Origin of the sequence: Rosistilla oblonga, assembly GCF_007751715.1 — a bacterium.
GTDB classification, from domain to species: Bacteria; Planctomycetota; Planctomycetia; order Pirellulales; family Pirellulaceae; genus Rosistilla; species Rosistilla oblonga.
This window is the reverse complement of record NZ_CP036292.1, coordinates 5,489,725-5,510,469: the sequence shown is the minus strand read 5'-3', so window position 1 is coordinate 5,510,469 and position 20,745 is coordinate 5,489,725. Positions and strand designations below refer to the sequence as shown.

13 protein-coding genes are annotated in these 20,745 nt (G+C 57.2%); 5 read left to right on the top strand and 8 right to left on the bottom strand.

Going from position 1 to position 20,745, the window contains the following annotated elements:
• Positions 1-279: 279 nt before the first annotated feature.
• Positions 280-9,312 (top strand): Calx-beta domain-containing protein, encoded by a 9,033-nt coding sequence (locus tag CA51_RS19500; protein ID WP_145122867.1) that lies wholly within the window; start codon positions 280-282, stop codon positions 9,310-9,312.
• 6 nt (positions 9,313-9,318) lie between these two features.
• Here CA51_RS19500 and CA51_RS19495 read toward each other — a convergent pair whose 3' ends face one another.
• The 3 genes from CA51_RS19495 to CA51_RS19485 form a co-directional block, all read right to left on the bottom strand.
• Positions 9,319-9,747 (bottom strand): type II toxin-antitoxin system VapC family toxin, encoded by a 429-nt coding sequence (locus tag CA51_RS19495; RefSeq protein ID WP_145122866.1) that lies wholly within the window; start codon positions 9,745-9,747, stop codon positions 9,319-9,321.
• Positions 9,748-9,948, bottom strand: a complete 201-nt coding sequence (locus CA51_RS19490) for a hypothetical protein (RefSeq protein ID WP_145122865.1) — start codon at positions 9,946-9,948, stop codon at positions 9,748-9,750. It abuts the gene before it with no gap.
• Between the two features lie 275 nt (positions 9,949-10,223).
• A complete protein-coding gene (locus CA51_RS19485; RefSeq protein WP_145122864.1) occupies positions 10,224-11,279 on the bottom strand; it encodes a cytochrome c family protein in 1,056 nt (351 codons plus the stop codon).
• 439 nt (positions 11,280-11,718) lie between these two features.
• Here CA51_RS19485 and bcp point away from each other — a divergent pair, with 439 nt between their 5' ends.
• Complete coding sequence (gene bcp, locus CA51_RS19480; protein WP_145122863.1) at positions 11,719-12,198, top strand: thioredoxin-dependent thiol peroxidase; 480 nt, start codon at positions 11,719-11,721, stop codon at positions 12,196-12,198.
• Positions 12,199-12,247: 49 nt separating this feature from the next.
• Here bcp and CA51_RS19475 read toward each other — a convergent pair whose 3' ends face one another.
• The 5 genes from CA51_RS19475 to CA51_RS19455 form a co-directional block, all read right to left on the bottom strand.
• Entirely contained in the window at positions 12,248-14,452 is a 2,205-nt protein-coding gene (locus CA51_RS19475) for a DUF1549 and DUF1553 domain-containing protein (RefSeq protein WP_231745792.1), read from the bottom strand.
• 323 nt (positions 14,453-14,775) lie between these two features.
• Positions 14,776-16,230, bottom strand: coding sequence for an SWIM zinc finger family protein (locus CA51_RS19470; protein ID WP_231745791.1), 1,455 nt, complete (start codon positions 16,228-16,230; stop codon positions 14,776-14,778).
• A 221-nt stretch (positions 16,231-16,451) separates the two neighbouring features.
• Entirely contained in the window at positions 16,452-16,718 is a 267-nt protein-coding gene (locus tag CA51_RS26245; RefSeq protein WP_231745790.1) for a zinc-dependent peptidase, read from the bottom strand.
• A gap of 49 nt (positions 16,719-16,767) precedes the next feature.
• Positions 16,768-17,340: an ImmA/IrrE family metallo-endopeptidase gene (locus CA51_RS19460; protein ID WP_145122860.1), complete on the bottom strand. Its 573-nt coding sequence runs from the start codon at positions 17,338-17,340 to the stop codon at positions 16,768-16,770.
• Positions 17,341-17,342: 2 nt separating this feature from the next.
• Complete coding sequence (locus CA51_RS19455; protein ID WP_231745789.1) at positions 17,343-17,753, bottom strand: helix-turn-helix domain-containing protein; 411 nt, start codon at positions 17,751-17,753, stop codon at positions 17,343-17,345.
• Between the two features lie 93 nt (positions 17,754-17,846).
• On the opposite strand from CA51_RS19455, the gene CA51_RS19450 reads away from it, so the two are divergent.
• From CA51_RS19450 to CA51_RS19435, 3 genes are read left to right on the top strand one after another with little or no spacing between them, the layout of a single operon-like run.
• Positions 17,847-19,040: an SAVED domain-containing protein gene (locus tag CA51_RS19450; RefSeq protein ID WP_145122859.1), complete on the top strand. Its 1,194-nt coding sequence runs from the start codon at positions 17,847-17,849 to the stop codon at positions 19,038-19,040.
• Positions 19,037-20,293: a nucleotidyltransferase domain-containing protein gene (locus tag CA51_RS19440; RefSeq protein WP_197451324.1), complete on the top strand. Its 1,257-nt coding sequence runs from the start codon at positions 19,037-19,039 to the stop codon at positions 20,291-20,293. The genes CA51_RS19450 and CA51_RS19440 overlap by 4 nt, the downstream gene beginning before the upstream one ends.
• The gene (locus CA51_RS19435; RefSeq protein WP_145122856.1) at positions 20,268-20,738 is read left to right on the top strand and encodes a type II CBASS E2 protein; all 471 of its coding nucleotides are present in this window, start codon (positions 20,268-20,270) and stop codon (positions 20,736-20,738) included. The genes CA51_RS19440 and CA51_RS19435 overlap by 26 nt, the downstream gene beginning before the upstream one ends.
• Positions 20,739-20,745: the final 7 nt, after the last annotated feature.

Genomic DNA, 20,745 nt, shown 5'->3' with positions numbered 1-20,745 from the left:
TTGGTAGCCGACAAAATCCATCGCCTCAAAAAAAGCGTGAAACATCGGCAGGCAAACTCACCCGAGGCATTCGAGGTTCCAACGTTGGCGACTCCCCCCGTTTGCAATTCAGGGGATGTAATCGGCACAATCGTGCGGATCGTTAGCATGCCTGTAATACAAACCGATCCCGCGATGGAATAAATTGCGGAATTTTTTGGGCCCAAGTAGTATCCAACGGTTTGTCGCTGCGTGCCCCATCGCTTCCCCGTCCCGTCTCTTTTACCCTCGCCAGATTTGATGCGAACCCCACTTTCCCTGCGAAAACTGTTACGAAAATCGACATCTTCGCGGCGTCGTGCGCTGCGGCGGCGGGTGCTGCAGTCGGAACGACTCGAGCAGCGGCAACTGCTTGCCGGCGACGTGCAGTTGCGTTTTGAGTTCGTCGATGCGGCGGATAGTGCCGTGACGTCGCTATCGGTAGGGCAGGACTACACGCTGCGCGCGTATGTCCAGGACGTCCAGACCACCGGACCGGACGGAATCTTCCGCGCCTACCTCGATGTGAACTACAACAGCAGCTTGGCTACCGCATCGGGTTCGATCACCCATGGTCCCGGCTACAGCATGTCGACCGGTGGCGACTTGAACACCGTCGGGGTGATCGATGAAGTTGGCGGTAGCGATTCCGACGCGACACCACCGTCGAACGACACTCAGCGGACGGCTGAGTATTTGCTGTTCTCGACGACAATCACCCCATCGGCTCCCGGCACGTTGAACCTTTCGATCGACGACGCCGATGGCCCAACGCGTTCGATTCAAATGTGGGACCTACGTCAGATCCCTGCGTCGGAAGTGACGGTTGTTGGGGCATCGATCGAAATCGCATCGAACGTCATCGTCACGCCAACGACCGGTCTGCAGACAAGTGAAGCCGGCGGCAGTTCCAGCTTTACAGTTCGCCTGGGCGAACAGCCGACCGGCAGCGTGTCGTTTAACCTATCGTCGAGCGACACCACCGAAGGGACGATCGACAAGAGCAGTCTGAGCTTCACATCGACGAATTGGAACACGCCCCAAACGGTCACGGTGACCGGCGTCAACGACAGCATCGCCGACGGAAACGTTCCGTTTCAAATCATCACCTCTGCGATCACCAGCACCGACAGCAAGTTCAACGGCGTCAATCCGTCGGACATCTCGGTCACCAATCTTGACGATGGCGACGCCGCGGGGATCACGATCCTGGATGCCACCGGTTTGACAACGCGTGAATCGGGAACGCGAACCGATACGTTCCGCGTCGTGCTGAACAGCCAGCCGACCGCGACGGTGACGATCCCATTGTCCAGCAACAACGCGTTGGAAGGGACTGTTTCGCCGAGCCAGTTGGTCTTCACGACCAGTAACTGGAACGTCCCGCAAACCGTTACGGTGACCGGACAGAACGACGATATCGACGATGGCGATCAATCGTACAAGATCGTCTTGGCCAAGCCGACCGGATCGGATGCCGCCTACACGGCGCTAAGTGCCAATGAGGTCACGGTGACGAACGTCGATGACGACACCGCGGGAGTTGTCGTCACGCCGACCAGTGGTCTGGTCACGGGAGAGGATGGCAGCACCGCAACCTTTACCGTCCGCTTGCAATCGCGTCCATTGGGCAATGTGACTGTCGGTTTGGTGTCGTCCGACACGACGGAAGGAACGTTGTCGACGTCGTCGCTCAGCTTCAACGTCACCAATTGGAACACGCCCCAAACCGTGACCGTTGCCGGCCTGAACGACAACGTCGACGATGGCGACATCGTTTACAGCGTGATCACGACGGCAACGTCTTCGGCCGACCCGAAGTATCAACTGAGTGCCAGCGAAGTCCCCAACGTATCGCTCACCAACGCCGACGATGCCGACACGGCAGGTTTTACGATTTCGCCAACAACGGGCCTGACGACTGCCGAGAGTGGAGCCCAACAAAATACGAGCTTCACGATCCGATTGAGCAGCCAGCCGACAGCGACGGTTGTCGTCTCGTTTGCTTCGTCCGATTCGAGCGAAGGGACGGTATCACCCGCGAGCCAGACCTTTACGACCAGTAACTGGAACTCGCCGCGAACGATCACGATCAGCGGCGTCAACGATGCGCTTTCCGATGGCAACATCGACTACGCAGTCCAGGTTTCATCGACATCGACCGATCCCAAATACGTGCTGAACCAGAGCCTTCCCGTCACGAATGTCGATGACGATCCGGCCGGGGTTACGATCAGCCGCACCTCCGGGCTGCGAACGACCGAAGGAGGCGGGACCGACAGCTTTAATATCCGTTTGGATTCGCAACCGACGGGCAATGTGGTCGTCAGCTTCACATCGAGCGACACCACCGAGGGAACCGTCGCGCCGAGCCCGATTACGTTTTCGACAACCAACTGGAATGTCGCCCAGACGGTGACGCTCACCGGCGTCGACGATCCGGTCCAGGACGGCGATATCGGTTACACGATCAGCCTCTCACTCGCATCGAACGATCTCGCTTACGATGGCCTGCAAGCTCCATCGATCTCGGCAACCAATGCTGATAACGAAGTCAACGTTACGATTCAACCGGTCGGCGATGCGATCACCGACGAAACCGGACGACAGGCGACCTTCAGCGTCAGCATCGACAAAGAACCGACCTCTAACGTGACGATCGCCCTCTCGTCGAGCGATCTCACCGAGGGAACGGTATCGCCCGCGTCGGTCGTCTTCACACCACAGAACTGGAACCAGCCGAAGACCTTCACGGTGACCGGCGTCGACGACAACATCGACGATGGCGACGTCAGCTACACGATCATTACGTCGGCGATTCAAAGCAGCGATCCAAACTACAGTGGCGTCAACCCTGCCGACGTGACCGTTGTCAACCAAAGTGTTGGCGATCAAGCCGCCGTTGTCGTTAACGCCGATCCCGACTTAACCACGACCGAAGCGGGAGGCACCGCGACCTTTACCGTCGCGTTGGCGACACAGCCCGTCGCGCCAGTGACGATCGATCTAACGTCCAGCAACACCTCCGAGGGAACTGTCAGTCCAATCCAGTTGACGTTTACGACGAGCAATTGGAACACGCCCCGGACCGTCACGGTGACCGGAGTCGATGATCTCGTCGACGACGGCGACGCATCGTATTCGGTCCGGTTTGACGTGCTAAGCGCAGACGGAAAGTACAACGATCTGCCAGTCAGCGATCAGGCGATACGAAACACCAACAACGATGTTGCCGGGCTGACCCTAACGCCTGCCACGGGCCTTGTCACCAGCGAAGACGCGGCGGTGGCAACGTTCACCGTTCAATTGACTTCTCAACCGCTGCAAAACGTCACCGTCACTCCGCAATCCGGCGACGGCAGCGAAGGGCTCGTCAGCTCGCAACCGTTGACATTCACATCGACCAATTGGAACCAACCGCAAACCGTCACCGTGGTCGGCCAGAACGACGACGTGAAAGATGGCAGCGTCGACTATACCGTTGGCTTCGCGTTGACCTCGACCGATCCCAAATACAACGACTTGGCAGTCGGAACCGTCCAAATCACGAACGAAGACAACGAGATTCCGGTCACGATCTCCGCGCCGTCGTCGAGCGCGACCAGCGAGGATGGAACAAGCGTTACGTTCACCGTCGTCTTGGATCAGCAACCGACCGACAATGTCAGGATCGATCTCTCGTCGAGCGACCTTGGCGAAGCGACGATCGACCTGACTTCGTTAACGTTCACCAGCCAAAACTGGGACACACCACAAACCGTTACGGTCACGGGAGTCGATGATTTCATCGACGATGGCAACGTCGACTACCGCATCATCACTTCGCCTGTCGTCAGCAACGACCCCGATTTTTCAGGGCTCAAGCCGGCCGATGTGTTGCTGACCAATAACGACAACGGCGACGTCGCGGGGATCAACGTCAGCCCACGTGTCGACGTTACCACCAGCGAAACGGCGGCCGACGGTTCGACCGAGGTTACCGTCACGCTGAACTCTGAACCGACAGCGTCGGTGATTATCGAGCTGATCTCGAGCGATACCGGCGAAGGAACCGTCGCTCCGACTCAATTGATCTTCGACGCCACCAACTGGGATACGCCACAGACCGTCACGCTGACGGGAGTCGATGATTTCATCGACGACGGTCCGGTCGATTATTCGATCCGTTTTAATGCCCTGAGTGCCGATCCGAAATACAACGCGATCGAGACCGCGGACCTTGTCGTTTCGAATTTGGACGACGATGTCGCCGGGGTTCGTATCGAATCCGATGGGCCGTTGTCGACAAGCGAAGATGGAGGCGTGGCGATCTTCACGGTGCAGTTGGATTCGCAACCGACAGCCGACGTCACGATCGCCCTTGCGTCGGACAACACCGCCGAGGGAACTGTCGCTCCGCAAACGTTAACCTTCACCACGTTGAACTGGAACGTGCCGCAAACGGTCACCGCCACAGGCGTCGACGATGCGGAAAAGGACGGCGACGTCGACTACTCGATTCAACTGACTGCCACGTCGACCGATCCGGTCTACAACGCGATCCCGATCGCATCGGTTACTGTAACTAATCAAGATGACGAAGTCCCGATCACGATCTCAGCGCCGTCGGCTGCCACAACCAGCGAGACCGGTACCGAGGTGACGTTTACGATTGTCTTGGACGAACAGCCCAGCAGCGACGTCACCATCGGGCTATCCTCCAGCGACACAACCGAAGCGACGATCGACATCGATTCAGTCCTCTTCACTTCGGACAATTGGAACGTTCCGCAAACGATCACCGTTCGCGGCGTCGACGACGACATTGACGATGGCGATGTCGATTTCCGAGTGACCACGTCGGTCGTGCAAAGCGACGATCCGCTATTCTCCGGATTCGATCCCCGCGACATTTTGCTGACCAACCAAGACGATGGCGATACCGCCGGGATCACGCTCACGCCATCGACGACTACGCAGACGAGCGAAGCGGGGACCGGAACGGCTGCGACGATGCAATTCGTTCTCGACAGCCAACCGACATCGGACGTCACGATCGCGATCACATCGACCGACACGACCGAAGGGACCGTCTCCGCGAGTTCGTTGGTTTTCACCGCCGACAATTGGAATGTGGCTCAGAGCGTCACCGTCAGCGGCGTGAACGACGACGTCGACGACGGGGATATCGATTACCAGATTCAGTTCAGTGTCAGCAGCGACGATGCAAAATACGCAGCTCTCACGCTGCCAGCTCAATCGTTCCAAAACCTCAACGACGATACCGCCGGTGTCACGGTCACGCCTCCTGGGAATCTAACGACCGGCGAGGACGGGACCTCCGATCAATTTGTCGTCGTCTTGAACAGCGAACCGACCAGCGACGTGACGGTGACGCTTGTCTCGTCCGACACAACCGAAGGAACTGTCGATCCGCAAACGCTGACCTTCACTCCCGCCAATTGGAACATCGCACAAACGGTCACGGTCAGCGGCGTCGATGACAGCTTGGAAGATGACCAAGTCGACTATACCGTCGACGCAACGATCAGCAGCGACGACGCGAAATATACGGCCGTTGTGATTCCCGCGATCACTGCATCGAACATCGACGACGAGGTAGGCGTCCGCTTCACGCCCGCCGGCGATCTGGAAACCTCCGAAAACGGGACGCCTACCTTTTTTGATGCCGTCCTGACCAAGCAACCGACGGGTGAAGTTCGCTTCGACCTGGCAACCAACGACAGCGGCGAAGTCACGATTTCGCACAGCCAGCTGATCTTCACGCCCGATAATTGGGACGTTCCGCAGCGAGTGACGGCCATCGGCGTCGACGACGCAAGTGTCGACGGCGACATCGCGACCACGATCGTCACGTCGCCCGTTGTCAGCGACGACGTCCGCTTCAGTGGCTTCAACCCACGCGACCTGACGATCATCAATCGCGACAATGATACGGCGAGGTTGCGGGTAACCGCGGTTTCGGCGTCTCAGGACGAAGGGACCGTGGGCGGGACCACCGCGTTCACGTTTGATCTCGCCCTGACCGGCAATGTCACCGGCGGTTTCGATATCGAATACACCACCAACGATGGAACAGCCACCGCGGCCAGCGGCGACTATGTCGACAACGACGGTTCGCTCTCATTTGTTGGCACCGATGGAGAAACGCATCAGGTGACCGTGTTGGTCAATCACGACAACATCGTTGAACTGAACGAACAGTTTCAATTCGCGTTGGGCGCGTTGACCGCCACCACCGATTCGATTCGCGAACGGATCACGACCAACGGCAGCCCGATCACTCTGACGATCGTCAACGACGACACGGCAACCATCACGCTCACGGGTCAGACAAGTCGCGACGAGGGAACGGCCAGTGGAAACGATACGATCGACTACACCGTCACGCTCTCCAACCCCGTTCAAGATGGACTCTCTCTCGACTACGCAACTTCCAACGGCACCGCGACCGCCGGGGATGACTATGTCGCCAATTCGGGAACGTTGACTTTTTCCGAGACCGAGCTGACAAAAACGATCAGCGTGCAGATCACACGCGACAATAAGGTCGAAACCGATGAGACCTTCCAGTTGGCGATCGGTCCGATCACCGACGTATCCGCCGAGATCTTGAGCCAGTTGACGCTGGTCGATCCGTCGATCACGACCACCTTGGTTAACGACGATTCGGCGATGCTGCGTTTAATTCCGCCAGCCGCGACCGACGAAGGGTCTGCGCAGACAACCACGCCGTTCGATTTCCGTGTCGAATTATCGGCGCCGGTCCAAGGCGAGTTGCGGATTCCGTTTAGCACAGTCGATGGGACCGCCACCGTCGCCGACAACGATTACGTCGCGCGAACCGGAACGCTCGTCTTTTTCGACGGCTCGACGACGCCCAAGGTGATCACGATCGATGTGAACCAGGACGATCGCGTCGAAGCGTCGGAGACCTTCTCCGTTTCGCTGGGGACGCCGACGGGGCCTGCGGCTTCGATACTCACCGAACTCAACATCGACGGCTCGCCCGCCACAGCAACGATTCAGAACGATGACTTCCCGCGGCTGATCCTTTCGCCTCTGGCCCCCAGCGAGACCGAAGGTACCGGCGACGACGCGACGGTCCTCTCGTTCATGGTCCAGTTGACCGATGCCGTTCCTGGCGGCTTTGTGTTGCCCTACACGACCGATGATGGGACGGCGTTCGCGGGAAGCGACTACATCGACAACGATGGCACGCTCACGTTTAACGGCGACGCGGGTGAGACACGGGTGATCACCGTCTCGATCGTCAAGGACAGCCGCGTCGAAGGGGACGAGACGTTTGAACTGAACCTGGGCCAGCTGCAGCAACTCGCTTCGGGCCAACGCGTCGACATTCCGGACAGCCGCGCGATCGTGACGATCGTCGACGACGATACGACCACCCTGTCGATCGATCAAACGAGTGTCACGCAGAACGAAGGAACCTCGGCCACCGGCACCGAATTCTTTTACACCGTGACGCTATCGAATCCGATACAAACGCCGTTCAGCTTGCCTTACGCAACAGTCGATGGCACCGCGCGAGCGGCCGACGGCGACTTCATGGCGGTCGATTCGACGCTCGACTTCGGTGGCACCGCTGGTGAAACGCAGACCGTCCGGATCGTCGTCGCGGCGGACAACATCGTCGAAGCGAACGAATCGTTTTCGGTTGCGTTTGGCAATCTGATCGGCGTTCCCAACGAATTGGCTGATCGCGTGACCGTCGACTTTACTTCGGTCACGGCGTCGATCGTCGACGACGACACCGCAACGATCACCGTTGCCGATGTCAGCGGTTCCGAATCGGCCGGCGCGTTGACCTTCGATGTGACAGCCAGTGCGATCGTGCAGGGGGGCTTCTCGATCGGATATTCGCTGTCCGATGGCGCCGCAACCCTCGCCGACAACGACTATGTGAACACCAACGGAACGCTCACGTTTGATGGCGTCACCCAACGCAGCGTCGTCGTGCAAATCGGCAGTGATGCCAAAGTCGAACGCAATGAAACGTTCCAGTTGATACTCGCGGCGCTGACGGGGCTGCCGGCCGGAATCAGCGATCGCGTGACGCTTGCCGACAATTCCGCCACGGCGACGATCACCAACGACGATACGGCCCAGTTCGCTTTCACCTCCGCCAACAGTACAGTCCAAGAAGCCGCCGGTTCGCATTCGTTTAACGTCCGCTTGGATGCGGGAGCTGGCGGATCGATCGGCGAAGCGGTCACGGTGAATATCACCGCCACCGGAACAGGGACAGCATCGAGCGATGATTACACGCTGACGACGACCTCGATCACCTTCCCCGCCGGAAGCGCAACGGGAACGACGTTGCCGGTGCAATTGCAATTGACCGACGACAATCTACAAGAGCCTTTTGAAACCGCGGTCTTCCAGGTCGCCGTCGCGGGAGATGCGGTCGATGGGGCGGTCAGCGTTGGTTCCCCGAGCACGCACACCGTCGAAATTCAAGACGATCCACGAACCGCCGTGATTTCCGGCAGCGTGTGGGTCGATGCGAACCAGAACACGTCCGCCGATGCCGGCGAAATGATGCTCAGCGGGATCACTGTCCGACTGTCGGGAACCGATCTCCAAGGACAATCGATTACCGCCGCGACAGCAACCGACGCGTTGGGGCGCTACCAATTCACCAACCTGCCCGCGGGAACCTACATCGTCACGCAACAGCAACCGACCGATTACCACGACGGCAACGCGGTTGCTGGCAGCACGGGCGGGACGGTTTTGGAGAACCAAATCACCGGTATCGTTCTGGAACCGGCTGGCGTTTCGCAAAACAACAGCTTCATGGAAGCGGGAAAGAAAGCCCAATACGTCAACTCGGGACGTATCCTCTCGCGACCGATCCAGCGCGACACCGTCTCGACATCGGAAGTTCAGGGCGTTCAGTTGCAGCGATCCGGTGCGACCTTAACCATTCTGGGAAGCGACGATCGCGACATCATCGAGGTCACGCCAGCGTCGAGCGCATCGGGGCAGCACATCCTGACGATCAATGGAGCAACGCAATCGATAAACGCGAGCGATGTCAGCGTGATCCGGATCGAAGGGGGCGGTGGGGACGATGACGTGATCTTCCGCGACACCGCCGGCAACGATCGACTTTCCGCCGCGGCGGATCAAGCGATCTTGGAGACGGCAAACTTGCGGATCGAATCGATCGCGAACGAGTTTGTCGAAGCGATCTCCAGCGGCGGAAGCGACCAAGCCGATCGCCAAGCACTCGACTTCATCTTACGTCTGTCGGGTGATTGGCAATAAGCGAATTCAGGCAGCCGTCCAATCTTCGAATCGCAGGCTCGGAACCCGAACAAAATCGACGGTGTTGCGAGTCAGCAGGGTCAGATCGTTGGCGATCGCGATCGATGCGATCCGCAGGTCCATCGTTCCAATGCGAATCTTTTGGGACCTCAGGTCGGTGAAGACATCGGCTGCCGCATCATCGAATCCAACGACTTGAGTTTCAACAAAACGTTCGAGCACTTGTTGGAACATCGCGTAACCTTTTACGACGCCATCAATTCTGGAGGCCTTTTTCACGAATGCCAACCAGCCACGAAGTTGTTCGTCGATGGTGACGATCGACACGAACACGTCGGCTGCAGTGTGTGTTGCCAGGCGGCTATATAATCTCTCAAACTCGGCACCGTCGCTGTACCAGAGCACCGAGAGATGATCCGAATCGAGTAGCAACATCTAGCTATCCAGTTCAGGTTGCTCCGCGTTGCGAATCTCTTTCCCGAGCTTGACGACTTCTGCAAATACGGGGTCGCCGCGGAATGCACCCGCCGTTTTGACGATCCAATTCGGTTCGTCCGTCGCCCCTTCGACGAGAGCTTTTGTTTGGCTTGGCTCTTTATCCAGTTGAGATGCGTGGCTCTCTTGGCTTTCACTCATGGCGTCTTCACTCCCTCTTCGCAGCCTTTGATCCAAAGATTCTTGCTCTCTCTATCGTAACACGGATGGGGCGGCCGATTGCAAAGTCAATTCGCCGTTGACCGACTGTTGCCTTGCAAATGCTCCAGCCCATCGCGATGCGATTTAGCAAACACCCTTGCTGTTACGCGAATTCTTTCAGTTGCTTCAGCCCAGAAGCCAACGAAAAAAGCACGGCGGAGTCCTTGGTGGGACGACGGCCGTGCTCTGTTCGACACTTGGTTGGTGGTTAGCCGCTATTGCTGCTGCAGCCAACGTTCTTCGCCCGGTACGTAGGGCTGGATCGCTGTTAGTTCGGCGCCGGTATGTTCTTCGGCAAACTGATAACCAAGCTTCGCGATCTTGTCAGCCGCATCGTTCAGCGCGTCGGCATTGTTGATACTCAGTGGCACCGCCATGTAGGTTTCGATGATCTCTCGCAACAGAGGAATCTGTGTCTTTTTGTAGACCGAGGCGAGGCGTTTGGCGACTGCGGAGGCTCGCTTTGCAACGGTGTAACCGTAGGTGCTCTTGGAGGTCGCATTGCTGGTCGCTCGCAGACTGAATTCGAGATCGGCGATCATCCCGCTAACAAACAACAGGTTCAATTCCTCGGCCGTGTGCTTGGCGTTGTGCGTTCCGCCGCCGGCCAAGAAGCGATGTCGGACCATCCCCTCGGACCACGAAACCATTTCGAAATCGAGGCTGCCGCTGCTGTGTCCGCCGACGTTGACCAGTTCCTCATCGGGAACGGTGTGGCACTTCATACAGCTCTGCGCCATCGTGTAGATGTTGTGTGGATTCCGCATCCCGGCGGCAATACTGTCGGCGATCCGTTTCTCGCGGTGCTCTTTGGATTCACTTTCACGAGTGATCCCCGCACCGCCATAGTTGTAATGCAGGTCGATCCAGTTCTTTGCCGGACCGTGGCACGATTCGCAAGAGATCCCGGAGATCGCTGAGACTTCGCCGTTCTCCGTTTTCTGCGTGTAGTGACATGAGATGCAACGACCGTCGTATTTGATCGACGAAACGCCCAGCTTCTGCGCGATCTGTTTGGCTTCGGGACGACGATGCAGTTCTTCGAACGTTGCGTAGTGAGGCGTTCCCTTCCAAACTTCGATCTCGTTGGGATGGCACTTCGCGCACGTGGAGTAACCGAGCACCAGGTTCGGATCCATCGGCGTGATCGCTGGTGGAACATGTCCGGTCTGATCACCACGCGTTGTGCCAAAGACAGCTCCGGCAACAACGGACAACACGATCACCCCAACAAACACAACACGCTTGTGGCAAAGACTGGCAAACAACACGAACGACTCCCGCTACAACGTCATGAATGGATTCGATGGAATGGGCAGAAATGCCAAGGAACCCTACGTTACGGGTGTTGTCGGAACAAACCAGAGGCAGGGAAATTTGCTAGAAAGCGAAGCCACGCTCGCCAAGATCTGATGCCACGCGGCGGTTCGACAAACGGTCGCAACGATTGTTCCAATCATTCCGCTGTAGCCCACGCCGTATCGACGAGCCAAGCTTTCACGCCCGCTCTGCTTTTCTGTGCACACGCCCATCGCCTGGGCTCGTCGCCCTCCTGCTTTTCGGATCGCCCGAACACGCCTAATATGGGCGTGCAGCGAAGCCGGTAGGCCTCGCCGTCAACATTCAAACTAACTCGAATGCAATCGCTCGCCCTGCGCGTAGATCGTCAGCACGCGTTGCATCGACTAACAGCTCACAGGAACATCACTCATGTCAGACTGGATCGAAGCAGGTCAGAAGGCACCCGCGTTTAACTTGGCTAGCGACGAAGGGGGCAAGGTCCGTTTGTCCAGCTTGAAGGGCAGCCCCGTTGTCCTCTACTTCTATCCCAAAGACGACACGCCCGGTTGCACCAAAGAAGCCTGCGCCTTCCGCGATCGCAGCGAAGAGATCAAAGCATTGGGAGCGACCGTGTTGGGCGTGAGTCCCGATGATACCGAGTCGCACGCAAAGTTCCGCAGCAAATACGAACTGAACTTCCCGCTGTTAGCCGATCCCGACCACAAGGTCGCCGAAGCGTATGGAGCGTGGCGAGAAAAGAACATGTACGGCAAAAAGAGCATGGGAATCCAACGCTCGACTTTTGTGATCGATGCCGAAGGCAAAGTCGCCAAAGTTTGGAAGCGTGTCAAAGTCGACGGTCACGATCAGCATGTGATCGACGCCATCAAAGCGTTGACCGAAGCGTAATCGTCGTCGCGAAGAAACTCCTCAATGCGAACGACAATCGCCTCGTTCCCTATCGCCGGAACAAAAACTCTTTGGCGTTCAGCAGAGCCCAGGCGAGATCTTCGACGGCGGTGCGACGATCCGAAGCGTTGTCGATCAGCTTCGCCGCCCGCCTGCGTTCGGCGTCGCTCGGCGGACGCGTCAGCGCCGTCCAGTAGAGTTCATCGGCGATCTCGGCTCCGCTAAGTTCCGATGCCGCCAGCCGGGCGATCCGGTTGCTGCGCGACGCCAGTCGTTGATTTAATCCCTCGCCGATCAACATGAAGACTTGCTTAAGCGTCGTTTCGTTGGAACGCTCGCAATCGCAGGCCAGAATCCGCTCTGGTTTGCCAAACGTTTTCAAGAACCGATCCCCCAACTGAAGCCGGGCGTCGCGTTTGCGCCGCTTCTGCACACCCGGAATCTGCGTCGCGCGGATTCCTTTCGGGTACCCATCAAACGCCGCGGGATCGTCCAACACATCGCTCTGCAAATCGAGCAGCACCTCCGCCGGCAAGCGTCGCACGATCGCGTGGGAGTAACTGGTTTGATCGTGCGCGTTGGTGGCGTTGGGAAGCGCCGACAGCTGATATGTCTGCGAGTTCATGATCTCGCGGACCACCGCGCGGAGATCGAAGTTCTGTTGCACGAAGTGATCGGCAAGATACCGCATCAACGGCGGGTTGCTGGCAGGATTGGTCAGTCGGAAATCGTCGATCGGATCGACAAGCCCGATCCCCATCAGGTGATACCAGATGAAGTTGACCTGCGACTGGGCGAACAGTTCGTTATCCTCCGTCGTCAACCAATCCGCGACCGATTGCAAGCGATCCTTGCGAGCCTTTTCATCCAAGGTCGGCCCGCCCAAGAACTTCGGTGGAGCGACCTTGCCGGTCGTGGGATTCTTGACTTCCGCCTGCTTCGAGACCAGCACGACCTGTTCGCCGACAAACTCGTTCTTGTCCAACCTGTCTTTGCGTTTGTTATCGCCCAGTTCGTAATCGAGCTGCGAAAACAGACTCGACCACTGGTAATAATCGCTCTGCGTCCAATGATCAAACGGATGGTTGTGGCACTTGGCACACTGCAGTCGCGTTCCCAAGAACAACCGTGCCGTCGTCTCGCCACGCGTCGCGGGATCGCGATTGGCCCGGTAGTAGTTTGCTGCGGGCTGGTCGTACGTGCTGCCGACTCCCGTCACCAGGTCGCTGACAAATTCAGTCCACGGACGTCCCGATGCGATCGCATCGCGAATCCAGCCGTGAAAAATCTCGACACCGTTTACATCGAGAACCTTTTCTTCGGTCCGCAGAACGTCGGCCCACTTGAGTGCCCAGTAGTCTGCAAATTCAGTCCGCGACAACAACTCGTCGATCAGACGCTCACGTTTGTCCAACCGCGTGTCGCTTGCAAACTGTTGCGCCTCGGTCGCCGTGGGGGCTCGTCCGATCGCATCCAAAAACGCCCGGCGGATGAAGACGTTGTCATCGCACAGCGGCGACGGATTGATCCGCAGACGTTTCAGTTTGTCCCAGACGAAACGATCGATCGAATTATTGATCGGCGGCGCGTCCCAGACGAATTCGGGACGGGCATCGATGAACGCGATCGAGACCGGAACTTGCATGTTCAAATAGCGAACGATCAACGTGGTTTCGCCTTGGGCGAGTCGAGTGACTCGGCCGCCGGGGCTGATCTCCGCGATCAAGTTCGACAATTCATAGCAGGCGCGATCGGTGACATCGCGCGACGTGCCGTCGGACAGCTGAGCGATAACCTTCAATTGCAGATCGGTCTGCGGCGCGGCGACGACAGCTTCCGGTGGCGTCACATCCAACTGGACCACATGAGCGGCATCGGGCGATGGTGCCGGAGCTCCCTGTTGCAACCACTCCTTGATTACGCGGTACTCTTGCGAATCGGCGTCGAAGCGAATCCCGCCGCGATGCGCCGCAGCCCCCGTCGCCTTCTGCAGGATCAAACTCGCATCGGGAGCCAACACGTTGACGCGCCGACCGCGCGCTTCTTCGACCAAGGTGCGGAAATCATTGCGTGGACTCTGGCCCCGCAGCGACAACTTCAGGCCACCTTTGCCATTGAGATTGCCGTGGCAGGTCCCCAGATTGCAGCCCGCTTTGGACAACACCGACATCACATCGACAGCAAACTCTGGCGACTGAGCAGGCAGCGAACCGGCAGCAACAATGAGCAACAGAGCGATGGGCAGGCGAAGCATCATGGAAACGCTGGCGGGATGGAGTTGGGGAGGCACCGTAGGGGGAGGATCTATGATAACGCCTCGCCAAGCTCGGTTCTACTTGGAATTCGCTCGGGCAGCGAAGGGCATTGAGCGTTTGTGTTTGAGCGAATTGCCGGCACAAGCTAGTGCGGCGGTGTCCAGACAAACCGGACGCTAACGGCTTGTCGGTTTAGTCACAACGAGCTTCCTTGCATTAGCCGTTTGGGCGTTAGCCCCGGTTTAGTGGCAGTGGAACCGGGGCTAACGCCCAATCGGCTGATTAAACCGACAAGCTGCTAACGCGTACCGGCTGATACCTCTCAAAACGTCAGCCGGAAGACTTGGCTGTCGGTCACGATACTCAGTGGTTTCACTCGCAGCGTGCGGGCTTGCAGGTCGTGATGGAAGCGGCCGATCAAGGTCTGGTTTTGGAACATCTCCGGCGGCAGCAACTGCAACAAATGGCAACTGGCCGGCTCTTCCGCCTGTCCCGTTTCGGTGAACACGATCCGCGTCTTGGCGGCATCTTCGACGACCAGATCGTCGTCGACCTTGCCGATCTGAGCATAGTTCAGTGCCACGATCGGTCGCCGGTCGGCCAACGGCGACTTCAGATGCGTCTTGATCGTCTTCAAGATGGTGGCGAAATCGCTGTGCGCGTGCTGGCGGACGGCTTGCAAATCGGACGCCTCGACGGGGCGTGGCGTGAGCGCGTCCCAACGGATTCGGGGATTGATGTCCCCCGGATAAAGGCAGAGTTCGGGAACTTGAGCGATCCGAAAAAAGCTGTCCTCGGCTTTGACATACTTTAAGGCTTTGTAAGGCCGGAAATTTTGAGTCAGTCCGATCCGGCCGTCCCCTAGATTCATCCAGATTCCGGTGTCGACAAGTTCCCGCCGCGCGATGTCGTCGTAGGAGTTGAAGGCGAGCTGAATCAGTTCGGCATTTTCTTGAACCAGCCCCGCCTCTTTTAACTCACGCAACTGCCACGCATGCCCCAGCCAAGCCGCAATCGTCGACTGCGTCTCCGCGGCGAGTTCGGGATCGGCCAGTCGATCGTTTAAATAGCTGCGGCCGTTTTTGATCAACGCGTTCAACTGAGTCAATTGATCAAGCGCTTGGCTGTAGATCGCTTCGCGCTGCTGTGGTGCGACCGAGGAATCAAAGCCGCCGTCGTCGCCAGAGAACAGTTTCGTGTAAGCGTGCAGCGCCGATTGGGCACCCGGTAGGTAGGCGTTCCCCAGTTGTTTGGCTTGTTGTTCGATGTTCTTCGCGGTCTTGGCGTTGGTGTTCCCCATCCCCGTGCGAATCAATTCGTGAGTCAATTGTTCCAGCAGCGTCAGGCCGTCCAATTGGGCTTGGATCTTCTTTTTTAAAGCCGACTTGTTGACTTTCCGAGGCTTGGTCGCATCGGCCTTCTTTTTCTCCACCCGCTGTTCCAGCTTCTCTCGCTTGGCGGCAAGGTCTTCGGGAACCGAAGCGACAGCGAATGGCTTGCCGTCGGTAAAGGCATACATCAGCCCGATGCAATGCTTACAGGGAAACTGGCGGCTGGGACAGGAGCAGCGGTAGGTGACTTTGCCCGGCGTGATGAAGTCGCACGAGCAGTGATAGTTCGTCCGTCCGCTGCCACTACACTCGCCAAACAGGATCGTATCGTCATCGCTTTTATGCAGCGCGACGAACTTTCCTTTGACCAACAGACCGCGTCCGTTGCTGATCGCGTTACTGTTGGGCGCCTCCGAATCTACAAACGCTTGGTCGATTGAAATCATGGGGACGATCCTTCGAGACAACTGCAGGACTGCAGGCCACAGCGTTTAGGCTGAGCGCAATAACCGAAAGGATGCATTGTGTCCGGAGCGGATAGCGCGAATCAAGCAGGTCAGTGACGCGACGACGCGAATTCTTGAAGAGCCGATTCCCGTCGTGCGAACCTGCGGATCGAACCTGTTCCCATTAAGGCGACGGAATACTCGGTGCCGGAGAGAGCGATCTAGCCGTCGAAACGCGCGGCGGGATTTTGGCGATAGTACTGCGAGAAGATCTCGTACAGTTCCGGATGTCGGGCGCGGAACGATAGCGGGCGTTCGAAGAAGGTTTCGGTAGCGACGGCGAAGAATTCGCTGATGTGTTCGGCGCCGTAGCTGTTGATCACGTGAGAGCGTCCGTATTGGCAATCGGAAACGTTACTGGGGGACAGCCATTGTTTGATCTGGACGGTTGAAGTACTGGAGTGGTCGCAAGTCGCTGAGTGGGGCAATAAAAAATTACGAATATGCTGTTGGTGTCGAGCAAAGTGCAGCCTACAGTTATTTTCGCGATCCAGTTTTCGCCCGACTTCGGCGAGCAATGTTGTTCGCGCCGGTGACGTTGAGCCGCATTCGCATCAGCACCTTACTTACGCCATAGCTTTCTGCCGCTACCTCAATCGGGGCGGACGTGAATGCAATCTTGATCGCCGCAGGGTGCGGAACGAGTAACGCAGGGCCGAGCCATTTGGCTTCTTCTTCCGCATCAGGATCACACTCAAACATCTCGGTTGGTGGATGAAGAAGGATCGCGTGTGCAAGCTCGTGAGCAAGATTGGCTCGCTGCCGCGTCTTAGCGTGGGAATCGTTGTGGCAGATCATCCGAGTGCAGCCATGAGTTCCCCCGAACAGAGTCACGGCCGAGAAGTACTCGTGCCCAACACCAGAAAGATAAGCGTATGCCTTGGGTTCGACATCACGAATCGAGCGAAGCGTGTGAACTGGAATCTCTAGATGTTCGGCCACCTTCCATGGGCAGATTGGTGCGTGATCTGCCAATTTGAGTTCCTCTCGAAGCTCAAGTGCATGGCTTTCGGCTTCGGTTTTGAAGCCTCGCCTAAACCGAAACGCCATAGCTATTTCGCCTTCCGTGTTTTCGTGAACTGTTCGTAGAGCGCTTTCACCGTTGCCTCGATCGCCGCCTTTGCTTCAGGCGGAAGCCTTGGATCTTTTCGAAACTGGGCGGTCACGTTGGCAAGTGCATCCGAGGTAACTGGTTTCTCGCCGTCGACAACCATGAAGCTATCTGCCGATTCCCCCGACCAAGCCAACAACGAAACCAAGCTATCAACATCGGGCCGCTTGCCCTGTGCCATCCGCGTCAGCGTCGACGGGCTTACCCCCGATTCCTTCGCGATCTGTCGCCAAGTCACGTTTCGTTGAATGCGATGTCCATCCAGAACGGCGAAGAATCCTTCCGCGTCGAACATGCCTCTTGGCATATTTAGGTACCCAATTATTTTCAGTGTTGCATTGATAGCGAACATCGCTAGAATTGCGAGAGTCGAACAGTCATCCTACAGTGAAACAAGCGGCTTTGGTAGCCGATCCTCGGAAAAACGTTTGTCACGGAGCTGGCAGTGAGTATAGCAAAATCGGCGGAAAATACGTCGGAATTGACCAAAGTCGCGGATCGCAACATCAAAGACTCGGTGCGTTATACGCTATGGGGCCGAAGCGCTGGCCGGTGTCAATTCGATGGCTGCAACGAATCGGTGTGGAAGTCGAACCTTACCCAGGAAGACGTCAACCTGGCGGAAGCCGCCCATATCTACTCCTTCAATTTTGGCGGCGCGCGCGGAAATGAGGGGATTGATGCGGAAAAGATCAACAGTGCTGACAACCTATTGCTGGCATGCCGTCGGTGCCACAAAACGATCGACAACACCCCCAAGGAAACTCGCTACAGCATTGAGCTGTTGCAGTCCTGGAAGCGGGAACACGAGTCCCGCGTGGAGCTCGTTACCGGGATTAAGCCTGACAAAACCAGTCATGTGCTTTTGTACGGTGCCGCAATTGGTAAAGTTGAGACTTCGGTCGACTTCCAAGAAGCAGCTTCAGCACTGTTTCCCCGTCGTTTTCCAGCGCGGCGTGAGCCTCTTGAGCTAGGCAACATCAATTTCGCCGACCGAGATCATGAACCAAATTTCTGGTCCGTTCACAGAGGTCATCTTGAGAAACGATTTCGGCAACGGGTCGCCGAGAGAATCGAAGACAACGACATTGGTCACTTATCCGTCTTCGCAATCGCCCCGCAACCCCTGCTGATTTTGCTTGGATCATTGTTGGTCGATCTAGTCGATGTCGATGTTTATCAGCGGCACCGAGAACCGTCACTGTCCTGGTCCTGGCCCGACACCGCAAACAATGTCGACTTTGTTGTTCGATCCCCGGATAAGCCAGACGCGAGCCGAACTCCCGTGCTGCTGCTCTCGCTCTCTGCCCCGATTGATGCCCAACGCATCTCATCAGTCATTGGTGATGATTTGGATCTTTGGGAAATCACCGTCGACCAGCCTCACAACGACTTAATCAAGTCGCCCGCCGACCTATCGGCATTCCGAGCGACCGTTCGTCCGTTGATCGACCAACTGAAAATGATCTACGGGCAGGGAACGCCACTACATGTGTTCCCGGTCGCATCAGTCTCGTGCAACGTTGAGCTTGGACGAGTCCGCATGCCCAAAGCCCACCAGCCTTGGATCATCTATGACCAAAACAATCGACTCGGTGGTTTTGTTCAAGCACTTCAGATAGGAGAAACCCACGCATGATTCTGCGCCCTCAAGACACCCTGAACTCACTGCTAGAACAAGTCGCGAAATCACTCGACGTTCCCGAGGAACTTCACGAGGCCGCCGTGCTTGAGTACGAGCAGCTTGCGTTTTTCCTGGAAGAACTTGACGAAGCCGCCGGCAGGCGACCACCCGAGATTTATTCGCAAGGTTCGTTTGCGCTCGGAACCGCAACGCAGCCCGTCAAATCCGATGACGAATACGACGTCGACTTGGTCTACGAGCGGATGCTGAAAAAGGAAGGGAAGACGCAGCAGCAACTCAAGGACGAAGCCGGCAAAAACCTCAAGGAATACGTCGAGCACAGACGGCAGACCGGTCAAACCGTTCCAGAGCTAAGCGAAGGGTCGCGATGTTGGTGCCTCAACTTCCCCGATCAATTTCACATGGACGTTTTGCCGGCGATTCCCGACGCTGAACAACGCGAGATCGTTGCAACTGATGCAGCCAAGCACATCTTAATCACCGACAAGAAGGTCCGTTGCTGGTTACCGAGCAACCCGCGGCAGTTCGCTGATTGGTTTCGATCCACGATGGAGGTTCGTCTTGAGGCAATCAAGAAGAGCATGGCTGAAGCGTCACTTCATCGAGATGGTTTGGTGGTCAACGAGCGGCGAATCAAACAAGCCGCCGAAAGCATCCCCGAGTATGAAGTCAAGACTCCTTTGCAGCGGGCGATCCAAATTCTGAAACGCCATCGCGACTGTCGTTTTGAAGGTGACCCTGAAAATCGCCCCGCCTCGATCTTGATTACAACCCTCGCCGCCAAAGCGTACGACAACGAAGCCAGCCTTCTTGACGCCTTGCTCAGCTTGGTTCACCGGATGCCAGACCACATCAAAGAACGTAAGGTCAACGGCCAACGCGTCGCCTGGGTCGAGAACCCAATCAATCCGTCAGAGAACTTTGCCGACCGCTGGCAGGCCGAAGACTACCCCGATCGTGAAACTTATTTTCGCGATTGGCTTAAGCAAGTTGGTGTTGAGTTGGAGGAAGCGCTCAAGGGCGGCGGGATTCATCGGGTGCTCGACCTTCTCGGGGAATCCTTGGGCCGAAAGGTTGTCGAAGCATCGGCGAAGTCACTCGGCTATGACGTTCAACGGGCTTCGTCGTCCGGAAAACTTGCGGTGACGTCTTCCACAGCAACGCTCATCACCGGCACGGCACCGATGCTGAACACGACCCCCGTTCGAGGACACACGTTCTATGGCGACTCTAAACGCAACAAATAACGTCACGGCAGTGACCCAGTGGGGCGCGCTGAAGCGTCAATTCCCTGATGGAGTCGGCAGCGTCAAGCGGAACCGGCTTCGTTGGGATATGCAAATTCAACCGACAACACTGAGTGATGTTTACGACATTCGATTGCTCTACTCGCTGGAGCGAGTTCCAAAGGTATTTGTACGATCACCTGATTTGATTCAACCCGCCGACGATCCAATTCCCCACCGGTACGGCGACGGTTCGTTGTGCCTCTACTTGCCAGGAACCGGTGAGTGGGACCGTGGAATGCTCATGGCTGACACGATCATCCCGTGGGCAAGTGAATGGCTCTACTTTTACGAAACTTGGCTTGGGACCGGTGAATGGTGCGGTGGTGGCCATGGATCGCCCAAACCGGACGAGGCCGAATGCGAACGCACACGAAGCAAGGCGTGTGCTCTGTATCCAAGATGAAGCCTTT